The following is a 17,529-nucleotide window of genomic DNA, read 5'->3' as shown; positions in this document are numbered from 1 at the left end:
CCTGGAGTTATCCACAGGGCCGGGCGGCAGTTGCCTTTCCCGGGCTACCGTGGTCACGGAGAGTATCCGAGTCTCACGGGGGAGAACCATCATGCCGATGACGGAAGCGGGGCGCGACGAGGGCGCTCGCACGGTCACCGTAAGCAGGGCCGCCGCGGAACTTGAGCTGAAGCGCGGAGAGTTCGGCCTGGCGGTGCACCTCGGCATCATCCGGGTGGACGTGCCGCAGGCAGGCGGGAGGGCCAGGGTCCGTCGGGAGGAGATCGACCGCCTCAAATCGCAGGACGGGTTCCCGGAGACGCTGCGGGAGCGGGTGTGCACGGTGGGTACCGCGGAAGGAGCCAGGCTGCTGGGGATCAGTCCGGTCCGCTTCACTCGGCTGGCACGCGCGGGCTGTGTCACGCCGGTCGCGTTCTACCTCAATCGCTACCGAGCCGTGGTGTGGCTCTATCTCGCGCAGGAGCTGGGCGGACTGGCTGCCCGGTCACCCGAGCTTCTGGTGGGCACCAGCCCGCCCTGGATGCGCAGCCGGCTGGACGCGGGCACGGACTGCCGGGCGCGCAACTGGCGCTCGCGCCGGATCGAGCGGCTGCTGATCCTCACCGAGGACCCCTGGGCCCGTGCGGCCGTCGTCGCGGAAGCGCTGGACCCGGTCCAGCTGGCCGAGGTGGTCGATGATCCTTACGAGCGCTCCTACTTCGGCAGGATCCGGCCCGAACCGGCCTTCGGCCAACGGGGGTCGGCTGCCGGGCGCGAGGCCATGGCGCAGCTGATGCTCGCCGATGAGCCGGACGAGATCCTCTGGCGGAGGGTCACTCTTGGGATGGAGCTGGACAGTGCACGCGAGCTGCGCCCGGCCCCGCGCCCGGGAGAGGAGCGGTGGCGCGGACAGACAGAGGAGCGGTGGCCCGGACAGGCAGGCGAGCCGGCCGGAGTGATGTCGGGCGAATCAGAGACCTCGGCCGAACCAGCGGTCCCGGTGGGCCCAGCGGAATCGGCGGGGCCGACGGGACCGGGGCTCGCCTCCGCCGAACGGCCGGAGTCCGTTACGCAGGAGGGCGGCGGGCAGGGAGGCGGGCAGGGCGGTGAGGATGGAGGCGGTGGCGGCACGCCGGGCCTGCTGGCCCGGCTCCGCCTACGCAGGACTGGTGGGCGCCGACGTCCTCGCCAGGCGGCCGGCGGCAGGGGGAATCCGTTCGCCACCGAAACCAGGGCCAGGCATTCTTTGCACCATGCTGATCAGGGAAGCAACCGCTGAGGACTGGCCTGCCATCTGGCCCTTCTTCCATGAAATCGTCGCCGCGGGCGAGGCGTTCACCTACCCCCTCGACCTCGGAGAGACCGATGCCCTTGACTGGTGGCTCCTGAAGCCCCCGAACCGCACGGTCGTCGCGGTCGACGAGGACGGCAGCGTCCTGGGCACGGCGAAGATGAACAACAACCAGATGGGCAACGGCTCGCACATTGCCAGTGCCAGTTACATGGTCGACCCCCGGCACTCCGGAAAGGGCGTGGGTCGGGCCCTGTGCGAGTACACGATCGACTGGGCTCGCACGGCCGGGTTCCGTGCCATGCAGTTCAACGCCGTCGTGGAGGGCAACACCGCCGCGGTCGGGCTTTACCGATCGCTCGGCTTCGAGGTACTGGGGACCCTGCCGGAGGGCTTCAACCACCCGAAGAAGGGGTTCGTGGGACTGCACATCATGCACCGGCCGCTCTGAGGGCCCGGCTGGGGACGTGGGTGCGGATCGCCCTCATGGACACGGTCCGGCGCCGGACGTTCACTTCGCGCCACGGCCCGGGTGGACCGGGCGCCGGTATGAGTGTCCGTGTTGCCCCAACCAGCGACGAAGTGCGGCTAGTTGTGACGCCGAATGATACGTGGGGCGGGTGCACACATGGGGGACGGGGGCAGTACTGTGCGCCCCACCGCCATTCGGGCGATGAAACATTTGCGGAGGAAGAATCCATGACCATACCCAGGAGATCGTGGCGTGCTGCGGGAACCCTCGCCGCCGCCGCGGTTGTCGGCCTGACCGGTGCGGTTCTCACCGCTGGTCCGGCCGCAGCTCACACCCCCACCTGGGACGTGACCTGTACTGAAGTGAACCTGCACCTGACCGCGTACAACGACCGCGTCACCAACCAGGTGACCGTCACCGTGGACGGTAAGGACCTGCTGCCGGCGGAGACCTTCGGCAAGGGGATCGACAAGACGCTCACCCTGCCTGAGCACGACAAGGCGCTGACGGTCCGTCTGGTCGTCAAGGCCGGCGACGGCGCCCAGTACTCGCGCGACGAGAGCAAGCAGGCGCCGGTGTGCGAGGAGAAGCCGCCGACGCACACGCCGACGCCGACGCCGACCGAGACGAAGCCGTCCGAGACGCCCACCACGGCGACGCCGACGCCGACCGACACTCCCAGTGAGACCGCCTCGTCGTCTGCGCCTGCCGCAGCCACGCCGAGCCCGAGCTCGCCGGACCTGGCCGAGACCGGTTCGTCGTCCGCCACGCCGGTCATCGGTGGTGCGGCTGTTGCCGTGCTGCTGGCCGGTGGCGGCATCATGTGGTCCGTGCGCAAGCGTCGCACCGCCCAGCACTGACGCAGTCCGGTAGCCCGGGTGCACTGAGCGCGCCCGGGTTGCGGCCGAGGGGCGTGCCGTGTCCTGCGGGACGAGACGGCGCGCCCCTCGGTGCTGTCCGCTCAGCGCTTTCCGCCCGTGGAGCCGGTACGCTCCGGGCGGTCATCGCCGGGAAGGTCCGTGTTGGCTCGGCCGACAGGCGGCCCCGCGTTCTCTGCGGGCTCGACGGTCTCTGCGGTGTCCGTGGAGGCCGGGGCGGACGCGGGCGGCCCAGCCGGACCGATCTCGCACCAGACGGCCTTGCCCTCGCCACGGGGCTCGATGCCCCAGCGGGTGGCGATGGCGTCCAGGAGCAGCAGCCCCCGGCCCGAGGTCGCGGTCTCGCCGGGTGTGCGGCGCCGGGGCCATGCGCTGGAGCGGTCCTGCACCGACAGCCGGACGCGTCGCACCGGTTCCGGAAGCACCTCCAGGGTGAGTACGGCGCCGCCCTCCGTGTGCAGCAGCACGTTCACCAACAGTTCACCGGTCACCAGCTCGGCGTCGTCCGCCAGTTCGGCCATGTCCCAGTCGGTGAGGGCCTGACGCACGATCGTCCGCGCGTCGGAGAGGCCCTCGGGATCGGCCTGGTGGATGTACTGGTGCAACCGGGGCGCCCGTGGTGACCCCGGGTCCGGGCTGCGCCGAAGCACCAGCAACGCGACGTCGTCGCCCGAGCCCCAGCGCTCCCACAGCCGGTCCGACAGATGATCGGCCAGCGCCTCGGCACTCGCCGGTCCCGCGCTGACCTCGTTGATGAGCGTGCGCACTCCCGCGTCGATATCGGCGCCCGGCTCCTCCACCAGCCCGTCGGTGTACAGGACAAGCGTCTCGCCCGGGACCAGATCCAGCCGGGTCTCCGGGAACTCTTCGTCGCCGAAGTCAGTGGCGATACCCAGCGGGATGCCGCCGCGCACCTGCGGGGTACCGACGCGGCCGTCCATGTGCCGGATCAGCGGACCGAAGTGGCCTGCCCGGACCACCCGCACGGTGCCGGTGCCCAGATCGACTTGAGCGTACGTACAGGTGGCGAACCGGTCCGTGTCCAGCTCGGCGAGGAACCGCGAGGCCCGGGCCAGCACCGTCGAGGGCGGATGCCCCTCGCCCGCGTACGCCCGAAGCGCGATGCGCAACTGGCCCATGATCGCTGCCGCGTGCGTGTCGTGGCCCTGCACGTCACCGACCACGATGCCGAAGCGGTCCTTGGGGAGCGCGATCACGTCGTACCAGTCACCGCCGACCTGGCGGCCGCTCCACGCCGCGTGGTACCGGACGGCGATCTCGCCGCCCTCGATGTCCTGGATCCGGCGGGGCAGCATCGCGGCCTGGAGCCCCGTCGCGAATTCGCGTTCCTCGTCGAAAAGGGTGGCCCGCTGGAGGGACTGGGCGACGATCGCGGCCAGCCCCAGGCACAGGTTGCGTTCGTCGGCGGTGAAGGCCGTGCGTTCGCGGTAGAAGAGGGCAAGCCCGCCGAGGGTGCGGGCCTGGGCGATGAGGGGCAGATAGGCCGCAGCCTGGAACTTGAGCTGCCCCACGAACGGCTCCAGCACCGGATAGCGCCGCGTGAGCGCGCTCAGCGAGCTCACGAACCGTGGTCGTCCGCTGAGGACGGTGTCGGCCAGGGGGAAGTTCCGGTCGAGCCGGCCCGAGCCCAGTTCGTCGACGACCTCGAGCGACTCGCCGCTCAGCGCGATGACGTTGAGCGTGGTGTTGTCCAGCAGGCCGAGCGCGAGCCCGTCGGCGCCCAGCCGTGCCAGTCCGCCCGGTCCGGTCAGCGCGGCCGTCACATCGTCCACGGTCACCGCTCGCGACAACGCACTGGTTGTTCGCTCAACTATGTCGGTCTGTCGTTGGCGACGCTTTTCCAGTTCCAGCACGAAGGCCGAATGGGTGACTTCCGCTGTCGCGTCCCGCACCAGACCGATCACCCGGTGCGCCCGCCCGTCGGCGCCGCGCAGGATCCGTGCCTGGACATGGGTCCACTGATCAGTGTCGTCCTCGAGCGGAACCCGGAAATGGATGCTGTAGGAGGCACTTCCACCCTTGATGGCCTCGTCGATCGCCACATCGAGGCGGATGCGTTCCGTCGGCTCGAGCCGCTCCATGAGGGACTCGGGCCGTGAGTCGAACACTGCGGGATCCAGGCCGAAGACCAGCAGTCCCGCCTCGTCGATGTCCAGCGTCCGGGCGTCCAGGTCCCACTCGAAACTGCCGGTGCGGTTCAGGGCAAGCCGCTCCTCCGTCGCCGTCTCGCTGTTGTGTGTCTTCTCGACCAACAGACGGGGCGGGACGGGGAACGGTGGCCGGTCGTGATCGGTCATTCCTGCTCCGAGGATCGTCCGGCGGGGCTGCCGTACGGCGTGACTCAATTGTCTGGCGGGTTCGGTACGACTGCCACAGCGGAAACCTCGCCGTACGGTGCTCCCGCTCGGGCCCCCGCTGTTGCCACCCCTCCTGCCGCGCCCCCGGACCGCCGCGCACAATGGGAGCGGAAGATCGTCCGTGACCGGCGGACGGTATGGCACTGGGGCTGACCGGAGCGCACGCATGAAACACGAGGATTCCGTCCTGCTGCACACCGAGGGACGCGTCCGCCACATCACGCTGAACCGGCCGCGCACCCTCAACGCCCTGGACCACGCGATGGTGCTTCGGATGGGGAAGGCGCTGGACGCGGCGGAGCGGGACGCCTCGGTCGTCGCGGTGCTGCTCACCGGTGCGGGGGAGCGGGGACTGTGCGCGGGCGGCGACATCCGCTCCATCCGCGACGACGCCCTGGCAGGCGGCCGGACCTCACTGGACTTCTGGCGTGACGAGTACCGGCTCAACGCCCGGATCGCCCGATTTCCCAAGCCGTACGTCGCCCTCATGGACGGCATCGTGATGGGCGGCGGGGTAGGTGTGTCCGCTCACGGATCGCTCCGCATCGTCACGGAGCGCTCACGCATCGCCATGCCCGAGACCGGCATCGGGTTCGTCCCGGACGTCGGCGGCACCTACCTGCTCGGAGCCGCCCCCGGCGAACTCGGTACGCACCTGGCGCTCACCGGCGACGCGGTCGGCGCGGCCGACGCGCTCGCGTGCGGCCTCGCCGACCACTTCGTGCCGTCGGGGGACCTTCCCGCCCTCATTGCCGCGCTCGACACATGCACCACGCCCGAGGCCGTCGTCGCGACGGCGGAGAGTTTCGCGGGCACCGCTCCCGGCGGAGAGCTGGCCGGACACCGCGACTGGATCGACGCCTGCTACGCGGCGGACACGGTCGAGGAGATCATCGAGCGCCTCGACGACTGCGGAGTGCCTGCTGCGAAACAGGCCATGACGACGATCCTGGCCAAGTCGCCCACGGCGCTCAAGGTGACGCTCGCGGCCATCCGCCGCGCGCGTCATCTCGACAGCCTGGAAGCAGTCCTGGACCAGGAGTTCCGCGTCTCGTCCGCCGCCTTCACCCGGCCCGATCTGGTCGAGGGCGTGCGCGCCCAGATCGTCGACAAGGACCGGAATCCCCGGTGGAGCCCGGCAGAACTCGCCGAGGTCACCGACGAGGAGGTGGCACGCTACTTCGCACCGCTGGGCGACGGCGAACTCGGTCTCGGACAAGGTATCTACGACCGCAGGTATTGACCCGTCAGAGTGCTCGGTGGACTTATACGTTGGGTTCGACGCGTACGGCGTGGTCGTGGACGAGCTACCGACCGCCCGGCGTCCGGGCCGGTCCACGTTCCACTCCCTCGGCAGGGCCTCATCGCAGAAGACGCAGACGAAGCCCTCCTCGCGCACGATGCTGAGCTGCTGGCAGGCGGGGCACTGGTGACGGGGTCCACCCCGCCGGCGTCCGCTTCGAAGGCGACCACTACGGGTGGGCATCCACCGAACCGGCGGGAGAGAGCCGGCAGTTCCTCGGATGTGACTGTGCGGAAGACGGGATCTTCGAAGTGCGCGGCGCGGCAGACGAAGGCCGGCTTGGTGAAGGTCGGTTCCAGGTCGTGGTGAGAGGTGATGCCGGCCCCTCGGCAAGCCGGAATCGACCACCGTCCCAGGCGAGGACATTCCAGTCCCACCCGGAACCTTCGGGCAACTCGATTGCGATATCGGATCGTCCGGCGTTCACCTGAGGACCCTCAATCTGTTCGTATACACCGACAGGTTATACAGAGGTACGAAGCGTCCGGCTTGAAGGGGTAAATCGCTGAGGTATCCGGACAGACCAGGTCGCAGGGCTGAGCCCATTGGGTTCGCGGGCTGTTGGATGAAGATTTTTTTTCCGTACGATGTGACAGCGCGCATCGAGGTATACAAGTAGATTGTCAACATCACTACGAGATTGATATCGACCTGCCAACTGCAGTTCACCGACTGGCATTTGGTGGTCAGTCATCATGTAAAGAGTTCCTGGCGAACACCGAGTCCGGGCAGTCCGTCGGTCCGCAATCGAGCCCGGTCGGGCCGACAGTGCGGGACGGTCGCGGTGTTCGCTTTCGTTTCCGACCTGATCCGGTTGTCCGGGGACACCCCCCACGCGGCCGGCCGAAAGCATGAGGAACGTTCTGTGAAGGTTCGTACGAGGCGGCCGAGCACCCTGATCGCCGGGGGACTGGCAGCGATGTTATTACTGACGGCTTGCAGCTCCCAGGGCTCCGATAGCAGGATGGTCGTCGGGATGTCCGACGACATCCTCGCCACGGATCCGGCCTCGGGATACGACCCGGGTTCCTGGCTGCTGTTCAACAACGTCTTCCAGTCCCTGCTGAGCTTCCCGCCCGGAGCGTCCACTCCCGTGCCGGAGGCTGCCGAGGAGTGCAAGTTCTCCGACGGCAGCAAAACGTACACCTGCACCTTGCGTGACGGGCTGAAGTTCAGCAACGGCAACAGCCTCACTTCGGCGGACGTCAAGTACTCCTTCGAGCGGACGATCAGGATCAACGACCCGGCGGGCCCCGCGCCGCTGCTCTCCACGATCTCGTCGATCAGCACCCCGGACGACGAGACCGTCGTCTTCCGCCTCAAGGTGCCCGACGCGACGTTCCCCAGCAAGATCGCCTCGGGGGGCGGTTCCATAGTGGACCATCAGGTCTACCCCGAGGACAGCCTGCTCGAGGGTGGCGAGGCGGTCGGTTCGGGTCCCTACAAGCTGAACTCCATCGACAAGGGGAAAGCCGTCTTCTCGGTCTACTCGGGCTATCAAGGAACCGCCGAGGTGAAGAACTCGGGCGTGACCCTGGAGCTCTTCCGAGGTAACCAGCAGGCCCTCCAGTCGGCTCTTGAGAAGGGCGACGTCGACATTGCCTACCGCGGCCTCAGCGCCAAAGCGATAGCCGCTCTGGATACCTCGTCCACCGCGGAGAAGGGTGGCATCGAGGTAGTCCAGGGCAACAGCGCCGAAGTCCAGCACATGGTCTTCAACGTTGACGACCCGGTCGTCGGCAAGCTCGCCGTCCGGAAGGCCATCGCCTACCTCGTCGACCGCTACGCCCTGGTCAGCGAGGTCTATCAGTCCACGGCGGCACCGCTCTACTCGGTCATCCCGGTCGGCATCACCGGCCACGGCACCTCCTTCTTCGACACCTACGGGGACAGCCCGAAGCCGAAACAGGCGAAGGCGGAGCTGCGGGACGCCGGTATAGCGGACAAGGTGAAACTCACCCTCTGGTCCACCCCGAGCCGGTACGGGCCCGCTACCGACGACGAATTGCATACCATCGCCGATCAGCTGAACCAGAGCGGGCTCTTCGACGCCCGCATGAAGTCCGTCCCCTTCGACGAGTACGAGAAGGGCATCGCCGAAGGCAAGTACGGCATCTACGTCAAGGGCTGGGTGCCGGACTACCCCGATCCGGACAACTTCACCCAGCCGTTCTTCGGCGAGGGCAACGTCCTGTCGAACAACTACGACAACGAGGAGATCGTCGACCGGATCATCCCGCGGACCTCGTCCATGACGGATCGCGCGAGCACGCGGCCGCAGTACATGAAGCTGCAGGACATCGTGGCGGATCAGCTGCCGATTCTGCCGCTCTGGCAGGGCAAGCAGTACGCGGTCGCCCACGAGAACGTCCGAGGCCTGCAGAACTGTCTGGACACCTCGACCGTCTTCCGGTTCTGGGAACTCAGCACTGCTTACTGAGGCGTGTCGCAGAAAGTGGATCAAGCTCTGCGGTGCTCAACGTGTGGGGCGCGAAGATGCAGCGAACGTGTCCGTAGGCGGTGAGGCCGTGGAAGTCGCCGTCTTGTACTCGCTCACGGGTGCTGGTGCGGGAGCTACTGCTGCGGCAGCGAGTTCGGCGATGGCAGCACCAGGGCTGCAGCGCTGCCCCTTCGACGCCTGGTCCGGCACCGGCCATGCCCGGGGGAACGTGGTCTCCGCTTGCGGCTCCGGCTGGCCGCGCAGACGGCTTCCGATCGCGCCCGGCCCCGGCCGGACAGCCGCCGGCCTCCGCCGCGACAGCGGTCGGACGCCGACGGTCCCGGCCGGGGTACGGTCAGACCTCCGTTCCCTTCGGCCCGGCCGTCGCTCCCGTGTCCACGCAACCGATCGAGGGCCCGAGCCGCGCCTCGGCGCGGTCCCAGGCACGACGGTCCCCCCGCGGCGCGTAAAGCCGCAGTTCCTGGGTACGGGCGACCAGCCGCCGCAGACCGGCGAGGTCACCCACCAGGCCATGGGCGCGGGCCTGGAGCAGAATGTTGCCGAGAGCCGTCGCCTCCGCGGGTCCCGCCGTCACCGGAAGGCCGCTCGCGTCGGCCGTCCACTGGCACAGCAGCTCGTTGCGCGAACCGCCGCCGACCAGGTGGATCCGTACCGGGTCCCGCCCGGCGAGCTCGGCTGCTCTGCGCAACGTCCTGCGGTGCGCCAGCGCCAGACTCTCCAGCACACAGCGCACGTACCCGCCCGGCGTCCGTGGCGGCGTCTGCCCCGTCCGCAGCAGATACGCGTCGATCCGGGCCGGCATGTCACCCGGTGCGAGGAACGACGCGTCGTCCGGGTCGATCACCGCGGCGAACGGCTCCGACGCGGCCGCGTCGGCAAGCAGGCCCGCCAGGCCGAGAGGCATGCCCGCGCGGTCCCACACCCTGCGGCACTCCTCCAGCAGCCACATCCCCATGATGTTGCGGAGATAGCGGACGGTGCCGTCCACCCCGCGCTCATTGGTGAAGTTCGCCTCCCGGGACTCCTCGGAGAGCACCGGAGCATCCAGTTCCAGCCCGGCCAGCGACCAGGTGCCGCAGGAGATGTACGCGAACTCCGCTTCCGTGGCCGGAACTGCCGCGACCGCCGACGCGGTGTCGTGCGAGGCGACCGTCGTCACCGGAGTGCCCGCCGGCAGACCGGTGAACTCGGCGACGTGCGGCAGCAGCGTCCCCGCCGGATCGCCCGGCTCGCGCAGCGGCGGGAAGAGCGACCGCTCCAGCCCCAACTGCCCGATCAGCTCTGGGGACCAGTCACCGCTGCGTGCGTCGAGCAGACCGGTCGTGGACGCGTTCGTGCTCTCCGCGCCCACCGATCCGGTCAGCCAGTGCACCAGCAGATCCGGCATGAGCAGCAGAGTCCGAGCCGTTCCCCACTGGGCCGTCGCCCGGTGTGCGAGGAGCTGGAACACCGTGTTGAACGGCAGGTGCTGCAAACCGCTGACCGCATACAGCTCCCGCACACCGCAGCCGTCCGGCAGCCGCTCCGACGCCCGGCTGTTGCGCTCGTCCCGGTAGTGGAACGGCAGACCCAGCAGAGCTCCGTCAGCGTCCAGCAGCCCGTAGTCCACCGCCCAGGTGTCGACGCCTATGGAGGCGACGGGACCCGAGCGGCCGGCGGCCCGGAGCCCGTCCAGCATGCCCTGGTACAGAGCGAGTACATCCCAGCGCAGACCGTCCGGCAGGCGCACCGGTGTGTTGGCGAACCGGTGCGCCTCGGTCAGTTCGAGCGTCCCGGGCCCGACCCGGCCGGTGATCACCCGGCCGCTGGTCGCGCCGAGGTCCACGGCGGCGAAGACGGCTTCGCCGGGCGCGGTGTCGATGGAGTTCACAGCCATGGGGATCGTGTCCGGGTCATCGCAGGAAGGCGGCAGCCACGCCGGCGTCGACCGGAATGTGCAGACCTGTGGTGTGGGTGAGGTCGCCGCCGGTCAGAGCGAACACGGCGTTGGCGACGTGTTCGGGCAGCACCTCGCGCTTGAGCAGCGTCCGCTGGGCGTAGAACTCACCGAGCTTCTCCTCCTCGATGCCGTACGTCGCCGCCCGCTGGGCGCCCCAGCCCGCGGCGAAGATCCCCGAACCCCGCACCACTCCGTCCGGATTGATGCCGTTGACGCGGATGCCGTCTGCGCCGAGCTCGGCTGCCAGCAGCCGTACCTGATGGGCCTGGTCGGCCTTGGTCGCCGAGTACGCGATGTTGTTGGGGCCGGCGAACACGGCGTTCTTGGAAGCGATGTAGATGATGTCTCCGCCGAGGTTCTGCGCCTGCATGACCCGTGCGGCCTCGCGCGCTACCAGGAACGAGCCGCGCGCCATGATGTCGTGCTGAAGATCCCAGTCACGCGCTGTCGTCTCCAGCAGGGGCTTGGAGATGGAGATGCCCGCGTTGTTCACGACGAGGTCCACCCCGCCGAACGCCAGCACGGCGGCCGCGAACGCCTCCGCGATCTGCTCCTCGCTCGTGACATCGACGGTGACGGCCACGGCCCGGTCCGGTCCGCCGAGGTCCTCCGCGACCGCGGCCGCGTTCTCGGCGTTCAGGTCCGCCACGACCACACAGGCGCCCTCGGCCACCAGCCGGTGCGCGATGGCGCGCCCGATCCCCGAACCCGCCCCGGTCACCAGCGCGACCCGGGTGGCCAGCGGCTTCGCCTTCGGCATCCGGCGCAGCTTGGCCTCCTCCAGCTCCCAGTACTCGATCCGGAACTTCTCGGACTCCTCGATCGGCGCATACGTGGAGACGGCCTCGGCGCCACGCATCACGTTGATGGCATTGAGGTAGAACTCTCCGGCGACGCGGGCGGTCTGCTTGTCCTTGCCGAAGGAGAACATCCCGACTCCGGGCACCAGGACGATCGCCGGATCCGCGCCGCGCATGGCGGGGGAGCCGGGGACGGCGTGCCGCTCGTAGTACGCGCGATACGCCTCGCGGTATTCACCGTGCAGCGTCTTCAGCCGTTCCACGGCGTCCACGACGGGTGCGTCCGCGGGAAGGTCGAGGACGAGCGGGGTGACCTTCGTACGGAGGAAGTGATCCGGGCAGGAGGTGCCCAGGGCGGCGAGCCGCGGATGCTCGGTGCGGGACAGGAAGTCCAGCACCGGTTCGGCGTCGGTGAAGTGGCCGACCATGGGGCGGTCGCTGGACGCCAGTCCGCGGATCACCGGGGCGAGCGCCGCTGCCCGCTCCCGGCGTTCCCGCGCGGAGAGCGCCGCCCGGCCGGGGAGCACCGCCCCGAACGGCTCGGGCCGGCCGTGCTCCTGGAGAAACGTCTCGGCCGTACGGATCATCCACAGGGCGTTCTGCTCGCACTCGTCCGACGTCTCGCCCCAGGCGGTGATTCCGTGACCGCCCAGGACGACGCCGACGGCCTGCGGGTTGGCCTCCTTGACGGCGGCGATGTCCAGCCCGAGCTGGAAGCCCGGCCGGCGCCAGCCCACCCAGGCCACTCTGTCACCGAAGCAGTCGGCGGTCAGCTTCTCCCCGTCGGCCGCGCACGCCAGGGCGATTCCCGAATCCGGATGCAGGTGGTCGACGTGCGCCGCCTCGACCAGGGCGTGCATGGCGGTGTCGATCGACGGTGCGGCGCCGCCCTTGCCGTGCAGGCAGTAGTCGAAGGCCGCCACCATCTCGTCCTCGCGCTCCACTCCCGGGTACACGTCCTTGAGCGCGCGGACCCGGTCCAGGCGCAGCACGGCGAGACCCTCCTCCTTGAGAGTGCCGAGGTCACCCCCGGAGCCCTTGACCCAGAGGAGTTCGGTCTCGCCACCGGAGACCGGGTCGGCGCCGGCGGCCTTCACGGAGGTGTTGCCGCCTGCGTAGTTGGTGTTGCGGGGGTCGGATCCGATCCGGTGCGCGCGCTCCAGGAGCGCGGCGACTTCGGCGTGCGTCGGGGACGTCATGGCAATTCCTTCGGGACGAGAAGTGCGTGGTCGACGGGCAGCGGCGTACGGGCGCAACCGGGGTCAGGCGCCCCAGCCGGCCTGGGTGCCGCCGACCCGGGCGGCGGCGATGCGCTCCTGGTTGCCGGAGGCGAGATAGGCGGCGAACGGGTCGCCTGCCAGGCCCTGTTCCTCCCGCACCTCGGCCAGCAGCGGCCGGACGTCGGTGTTGTAGGCGTCCATCAGCACGGCGTTCGACGCGAGCACATCACCCGACGTCTGCGCGACGACGAGCGCGGCCGTGTCGACCAGCAGCGCCTTGGCCGTCGCCTCCTGCACATTGGCGACCGACCGGATCACCGCAGGGATCTTCGCCTCGATGTTGTGGCACTGGTCGAGCATGAAGTTGACGTTGGTCTCCGAGCGGAGGCCGCCGTTCTTGACGACCTCGTGCATGATCCGGAAGAGCTGGAAGGGATCGGCGGCCCCGACCATCAGGTCGTCGTCCGCGTAGAAGCGGGAGTTGAAGTCGAACGCGCCGAGCCGCCCTTCCCGGAGCAGCAGGGCCACGATGAACTCGATGTTCGTGCCGGGGGCGTGGTGCCCGGTGTCCACGACGACCTGGGCCTTCGGGCCGAGCTTGAGGCAGTGTGCGTACGCCGTGCCCCAGTCGGGCACGTCCGTCGTGTAGAAGGCCGGCTCGAAGAGCTTGTACTCCAGCAGCATCCGCTGGTCGTCGCCGAGACGCTCGTACACCTCCGCCAGTGCCTCGGCCAGCCGGTCCTGACGGGCAACGATGTCATCCTGCCCCGGGTAGTTCGTGCCGTCGGAGAACCACAGCTTGAGATCGGGTGAACCCGTCTCGTCCATGACGTCGACGCACTCCAGCAGATGGTCGGTCGCCTTGCGCCGCACAGCCGCGTCGGGGTGGGTGACCGAGCCCAGCTTGTAGTCGTCGTCCTGGAAGACATTGGAGTTGATGGCGCCGATCCGCAGCCCGAGCCCCTCGGCGTGGCGGGTCAGGGCGGCATAGTCCGCGACCTTGTCCCAGGGGATGTGCAACGACACCTTCGGGGCCACGCCGGTGAAGGCGTGCACCTGCGCGGCGTCCTCCATCTTCTCGAACGGGTCGCGTGGCACCCCCGGCTGCGCGAACACCTTGAACCGGGTCCCGGAATTGCCGTAGCCCCACGACGGGGTCTCGATCACCTGGGACTTCAGGGCTGCCTTGACGGCCGACACATCAGACATGAACACCTCGTAAGCAGAGTCATCCGACGACCGTGATCGTCAGAATGAAGTGAATCGTTTCATCCGAACGTACGCTAGGTATGCCGACGCTCACTAGTCAAGCGGTCAGGCGCTCTTCATCTGGGAGGGCGCAGGGTTGAATCAATTCACCACGGATCGGGGCGTCCCGGCCGAAGACGGGCCCGGCCCGTCCCGGAGATCAAGGGCGGGGCGGGCCCGTCAGAGCGAGGTGGACGGCTTCCCGGAAGCCTGTGAGGCCGCCTCTGCGCGCATGCCGTGCGGCCGTGTTCCGCTCGGCGCGGTTCAGTGCCCGCTGTCCGACATGCTGGGCTGGAGCGAGCGTACGAGGTCGAAGAAACGGGACTCATTGCCCGAGAGCCCCGCCCGCCGCAGCGCGCCGTCCGCTTCCTCGATCGGTGAGGCGAGCAACGCCATGTACAGCGGGGCGTCGTCCGGATCGGAGAGCGCCGCCCGCGTCGCCTCCAGTAAACGGACGTACGCCTGCGCCGCGGCGAGTTCGTCATTGCGCATCTGGGCATCTCCAGGTCAGAGGTGTCGGACCCACAAGCATCCCTCATGGGTCTGACAACGTCCCTCGGCGACGGCTGCGGTACGCCTCCTACCGGCTGTCCGGCCGAGCCGTACCCACCGGGGGTTCCACCTCCAGGAACCGGTGGCGGCGCGGCCCGCGGTACAGCAGGGCGGTCCAGCCCAACTCCCGCAGTACCGCCGCACACCGGGTCAGCTCACCCTCCTCCTCGTGTGCCGCGCCACTGCCCGGCGGGCCGAGCCACTCCACCCGTGCAGTGGCCGGTGAGTCGCCCGCCGCCACCCGGAAGCCCGTGGCCGTGCGCCGGCCCGACGCGTCAACGGCGGACGCGGACAGGCCCGATGCTTCCAGGGCCAGGGCAACGGCCCGTACCGTCCTGTGCAGTTCCCACGCCGCAGGAACCGCCTCCGGCTCGGAGTGCCCCGTGTTCGTCAGACGCCGGATCTGCAGCATCCCGGCGAAAGCGGTCCGCACCGAGGCAGCCCGCTGCTCGGCCGGCGCCGGGGACGGCGGGCCGTCCCCGGTGGCAGGTTCGAAACCGGTCTCTTCCTCGGCGCTCATCCGACTCCCCTTCGCCGTACCGCATGGGTGCAGTGTGCGCCGCCCCACTGACAACCGGGTCAGGCGCTCCCGAGCACCTTGCCCGGGTTGAGGATGCCGTGCGGATCGAGCGCCGCCTTCACCGCGTGGTGCATCCCGAGCACGGCCGGGCCCAGTTCCTTGTTCATGCCGCGCATCTTCAGCAGCCCCACCCCGTGTTCACCGGTGACCGTGCCGCCGAGCGCGATCGCGTCGTCCAGGATGTCCTCGAACGCGAGCTGGGCGCGGGCGCGTGCGGCTTCGTCCCCGGGCGGCGTGATGATCAGGGGATGGAGATTGCCGTCTCCCGCGTGCGCGATGTTGGCCACGAGAATGTCGTGCCGGGCCGCCGTCCGTTCGATCCGGGCCAGCATCTCCGGCACCGCGGTACGGGGCACGCAGACGTCCTCGGTCAGCACCGGACCGAGTCGCTCCAGCGCCGGATAGGCCAGCCGCCTGGCCTGGAACAGTGCGTCCGCCTCCTGCTGGTCCGTGGAGACCGCAGCCCAGGTCGCCCCGGCGCGGTCGAAGCACTCACGCACCAGTTCGGCCTCGGCGTCACCCTCGGCGCCGGGGGTGTCGACGCGACCGAGCAGCACCACGTCGGCGTCCGCGGAGAGGCCCATCTTCTTCCAGGCGTCGACCGCGGCCAGGCAGTGGCGGTCGACGAGTTCGAGCGCCGAGGGGATGACACCGGACGCGGTCACGGCGCTCACCGCCTCGCCGGCGGCGACGACGGACGAGAAGTACCCCGCCACCGTCCGCTCCTGGAGCCGCGCCGGCCGCAGACGCACCGTGATCTCCGTGATGACTCCGAGCGTGCCCTCGGAACCCACCATCAGCCCGGCCAGGTCGTACCCCGCCACGCCCTTCGCGGTTCTGCGCCCGAGCGAAACGACTTCGCCGAGTCCGGTGACGACCTCCAGACCCAGGACGTAGTCGCGCGTCACGCCGTACTTGACGCAGCACATGCCCCCGGCGTTGGTCGCGACGTTCCCGCCGATGGTGGACCAGGGCGAACTGGCCGGATCCGGCGGGTACCACAGCCCGTGCTCGGCGCTCGCCGCGCGCAGATCGTCGTTGACCACACCGGGCTGGACGACGGCCAGCCGCTCCGCGCCGTCGATGGTGACGATGCGGTTCATGTCCTCGAAAGACAGGACGATCGCACCGTCGACGGCGTTCGCGCCCCCGGACAGGCCGGTGCCCGCACCGCGCGGAACCAAGGGGATGTGATGGGTGATGCAGTGGCGCACCACGTCCCGCACCTCTTCGGTGTTCTGCGGGCGCACCACTGCCAGCGGAGTCCCGTACGGAGCCCACTCGGCCTCGTCGTGCTGGTACCGGGCAAGGCCCGCCGGATCGGTCAGCACCCGCTGGGCCGGAATGCTGTCGACTGGTGCGTTCGCCACGATGGTGGCCACCTCCCAAAAGATGTATTACCCATCATTATGGTCCGTGGTGTCGCCGGGAGGCGTGGGCGGTCCCGGTCCGTGGCGGCCGGGCACCGGGGGAGCCGTCCGATGAGGGCACATCGTGGCAGGGCACACCGAACCTCGGTAGGCTCGGCCGCTCATGGACCACGCACACCGAAGGACTCCACGTACCGTGCCCGACAAAGACCAAGTCCCCGGCACCGACCGCGCGGAGGGCACCGGCCGTGCCGCTCTGCGCGCCGACTGCGGGAACTGCTTCGGACTGTGCTGCGTCGCGCTGACCCTCACCCGGTCAGCGGACTTCGCCATCAACAAGGACGCCGGCAAACCCTGCCGCAACCTCCAGGACGACTTCCGCTGCGGCATCCACACCCGCCTGCGCACCGAAGGCTTTGCCGGCTGCACCGTGTACGACTGCTTCGGGGCGGGCCAGAAGGTGTCGGGGGAGACCTTCGGCGGCCGGGACTGGCGTACGGCACCGGAGAGCGCCCAGCAGATGTTTCAGGTGTTCCCGGTCGTGCGACAGCTCCACGAACTCCTCTGGTACCTCACGGAGGCGGCGACCCTGGCACCGGCCCGCTCCCTCCACGGTGAGATCCGGCGCACCCTGGAGGCGACCGAACGCCTCACCCGCCTCGACGCCGACGCCTTCGCCGGCCTGGACGTGGCAGCGCACCGGGACGAGGTCGCCGCCCTGCTGGCGCGCACCAGCGAACTCGTGCGCGCCACCGCGCCCCGCAAGAAGAAGCGCAGCCACCGCGGAGCGGATCTGATCGCCGCCCGTCTGGGGGGAGCGGATCTTCGGGGAGCCGATCTGCGTGGCGCCTACCTCATCGCGGCGGATCTCTCCGGCGCCGACCTGCGGCTCGCCGATCTCATCGGCGCCGACTTCCGGGATGCGGACCTGTCGGGCACCGACCTGACCGGTGCGCTCTTCCTGACGCAGTCCCAGCTCAACGCCGCCAGGGGGAACGGCGCCACCCGGCTTCCTCCCTCGCTCGTGCGTCCCGCGCACTGGGTGAGGTGAAGGACCG

General features: G+C 69.5%; 13 protein-coding genes. 6 read left to right on the top strand and 7 right to left on the bottom strand.

Annotated elements, in window-relative coordinates:
• Nucleotides 1-91 precede the first annotated feature (91 nt).
• The 3 genes from ACIOEW_RS17580 (at nucleotide 92) to ACIOEW_RS17570 (ending at nucleotide 2,602) form a co-directional block, all read left to right on the top strand.
• Nucleotides 92-1,258, top strand: coding sequence for a DUF6397 family protein (locus tag ACIOEW_RS17580; RefSeq protein ID WP_401964530.1), 1,167 nt, complete (start codon nucleotides 92-94; stop codon nucleotides 1,256-1,258).
• On the top strand, nucleotides 1,233-1,721 hold the full coding sequence (locus tag ACIOEW_RS17575) for a GNAT family N-acetyltransferase (RefSeq protein ID WP_401964529.1): 489 nt from the start codon (nucleotides 1,233-1,235) through the stop codon (nucleotides 1,719-1,721). Before ACIOEW_RS17580 ends, ACIOEW_RS17575 begins: the two co-directional genes overlap by 26 nt.
• Before the next feature lie 248 nt (nucleotides 1,722-1,969).
• Entirely contained in the window at nucleotides 1,970-2,602 is a 633-nt protein-coding gene (locus tag ACIOEW_RS17570) for an LAETG motif-containing sortase-dependent surface protein (protein ID WP_362547103.1), read from the top strand.
• Nucleotides 2,603-2,703: 101 nt separating this feature from the next.
• Here the strand turns inward: ACIOEW_RS17570 and ACIOEW_RS17565 are convergent, their stop codons facing one another.
• On the bottom strand, nucleotides 2,704-4,938 hold the full coding sequence (locus ACIOEW_RS17565; RefSeq protein ID WP_401964528.1) for a SpoIIE family protein phosphatase: 2,235 nt from the start codon (nucleotides 4,936-4,938) through the stop codon (nucleotides 2,704-2,706).
• A 226-nt stretch (nucleotides 4,939-5,164) separates the two neighbouring features.
• On the opposite strand from ACIOEW_RS17565, the gene ACIOEW_RS17560 reads away from it, so the two are divergent.
• Together ACIOEW_RS17560 and ACIOEW_RS17555 are read left to right on the top strand one after the other, a co-directional pair.
• Nucleotides 5,165-6,241 carry an enoyl-CoA hydratase/isomerase family protein gene (locus tag ACIOEW_RS17560; RefSeq protein ID WP_401964527.1) on the top strand — a complete coding sequence of 359 codons (1,077 nt, stop codon included), beginning with the start codon at nucleotides 5,165-5,167 and terminating at the stop codon, nucleotides 6,239-6,241.
• A gap of 925 nt (nucleotides 6,242-7,166) precedes the next feature.
• Nucleotides 7,167-8,741 (top strand): ABC transporter substrate-binding protein, encoded by a 1,575-nt coding sequence (locus ACIOEW_RS17555; RefSeq protein ID WP_401964526.1) that lies wholly within the window; start codon nucleotides 7,167-7,169, stop codon nucleotides 8,739-8,741.
• Between the two features lie 355 nt (nucleotides 8,742-9,096).
• Here ACIOEW_RS17555 and ACIOEW_RS17550 read toward each other — a convergent pair whose 3' ends face one another.
• From ACIOEW_RS17550 to ACIOEW_RS17525, 6 genes are all read right to left on the bottom strand, one after another.
• Nucleotides 9,097-10,638 (bottom strand): rhamnulokinase family protein, encoded by a 1,542-nt coding sequence (locus ACIOEW_RS17550; RefSeq protein WP_401964525.1) that lies wholly within the window; start codon nucleotides 10,636-10,638, stop codon nucleotides 9,097-9,099.
• Between the two features lie 16 nt (nucleotides 10,639-10,654).
• Nucleotides 10,655-12,700: a bifunctional aldolase/short-chain dehydrogenase gene (locus ACIOEW_RS17545; RefSeq protein WP_401964524.1), complete on the bottom strand. Its 2,046-nt coding sequence runs from the start codon at nucleotides 12,698-12,700 to the stop codon at nucleotides 10,655-10,657.
• A 63-nt stretch (nucleotides 12,701-12,763) separates the two neighbouring features.
• Entirely contained in the window at nucleotides 12,764-13,930 is a 1,167-nt protein-coding gene (gene rhaI, locus ACIOEW_RS17540) for an L-rhamnose isomerase (RefSeq protein WP_362547133.1), read from the bottom strand.
• A gap of 303 nt (nucleotides 13,931-14,233) precedes the next feature.
• Nucleotides 14,234-14,461: a hypothetical protein gene (locus ACIOEW_RS17535; RefSeq protein WP_362547136.1), complete on the bottom strand. Its 228-nt coding sequence runs from the start codon at nucleotides 14,459-14,461 to the stop codon at nucleotides 14,234-14,236.
• 88 nt (nucleotides 14,462-14,549) lie between these two features.
• On the bottom strand, nucleotides 14,550-15,041 hold the full coding sequence (locus ACIOEW_RS17530) for a hypothetical protein (RefSeq protein WP_401964523.1): 492 nt from the start codon (nucleotides 15,039-15,041) through the stop codon (nucleotides 14,550-14,552).
• A 59-nt stretch (nucleotides 15,042-15,100) separates the two neighbouring features.
• On the bottom strand, nucleotides 15,101-16,471 hold the full coding sequence (locus tag ACIOEW_RS17525; protein ID WP_401964522.1) for an FAD-binding oxidoreductase: 1,371 nt from the start codon (nucleotides 16,469-16,471) through the stop codon (nucleotides 15,101-15,103).
• A gap of 163 nt (nucleotides 16,472-16,634) precedes the next feature.
• Between ACIOEW_RS17525 and ACIOEW_RS17520 the strand changes: the two genes are divergently transcribed.
• The gene (locus tag ACIOEW_RS17520) at nucleotides 16,635-17,522 is read left to right on the top strand and encodes a pentapeptide repeat-containing protein (RefSeq protein ID WP_401964521.1); all 888 of its coding nucleotides are present in this window, start codon (nucleotides 16,635-16,637) and stop codon (nucleotides 17,520-17,522) included.
• The last annotated feature ends 7 nt before the right edge of the window (nucleotides 17,523-17,529 follow it).

The sequence above is a fragment of the Streptomyces sp. NPDC087901 genome (assembly GCF_044742205.1).
In the GTDB taxonomy this organism is placed as follows: domain Bacteria; phylum Actinomycetota; class Actinomycetes; order Streptomycetales; family Streptomycetaceae; genus Streptomyces.
Note: the sequence above shows the minus strand (reverse complement) of the source record. Positions and strands in the feature narration are given on the sequence as shown.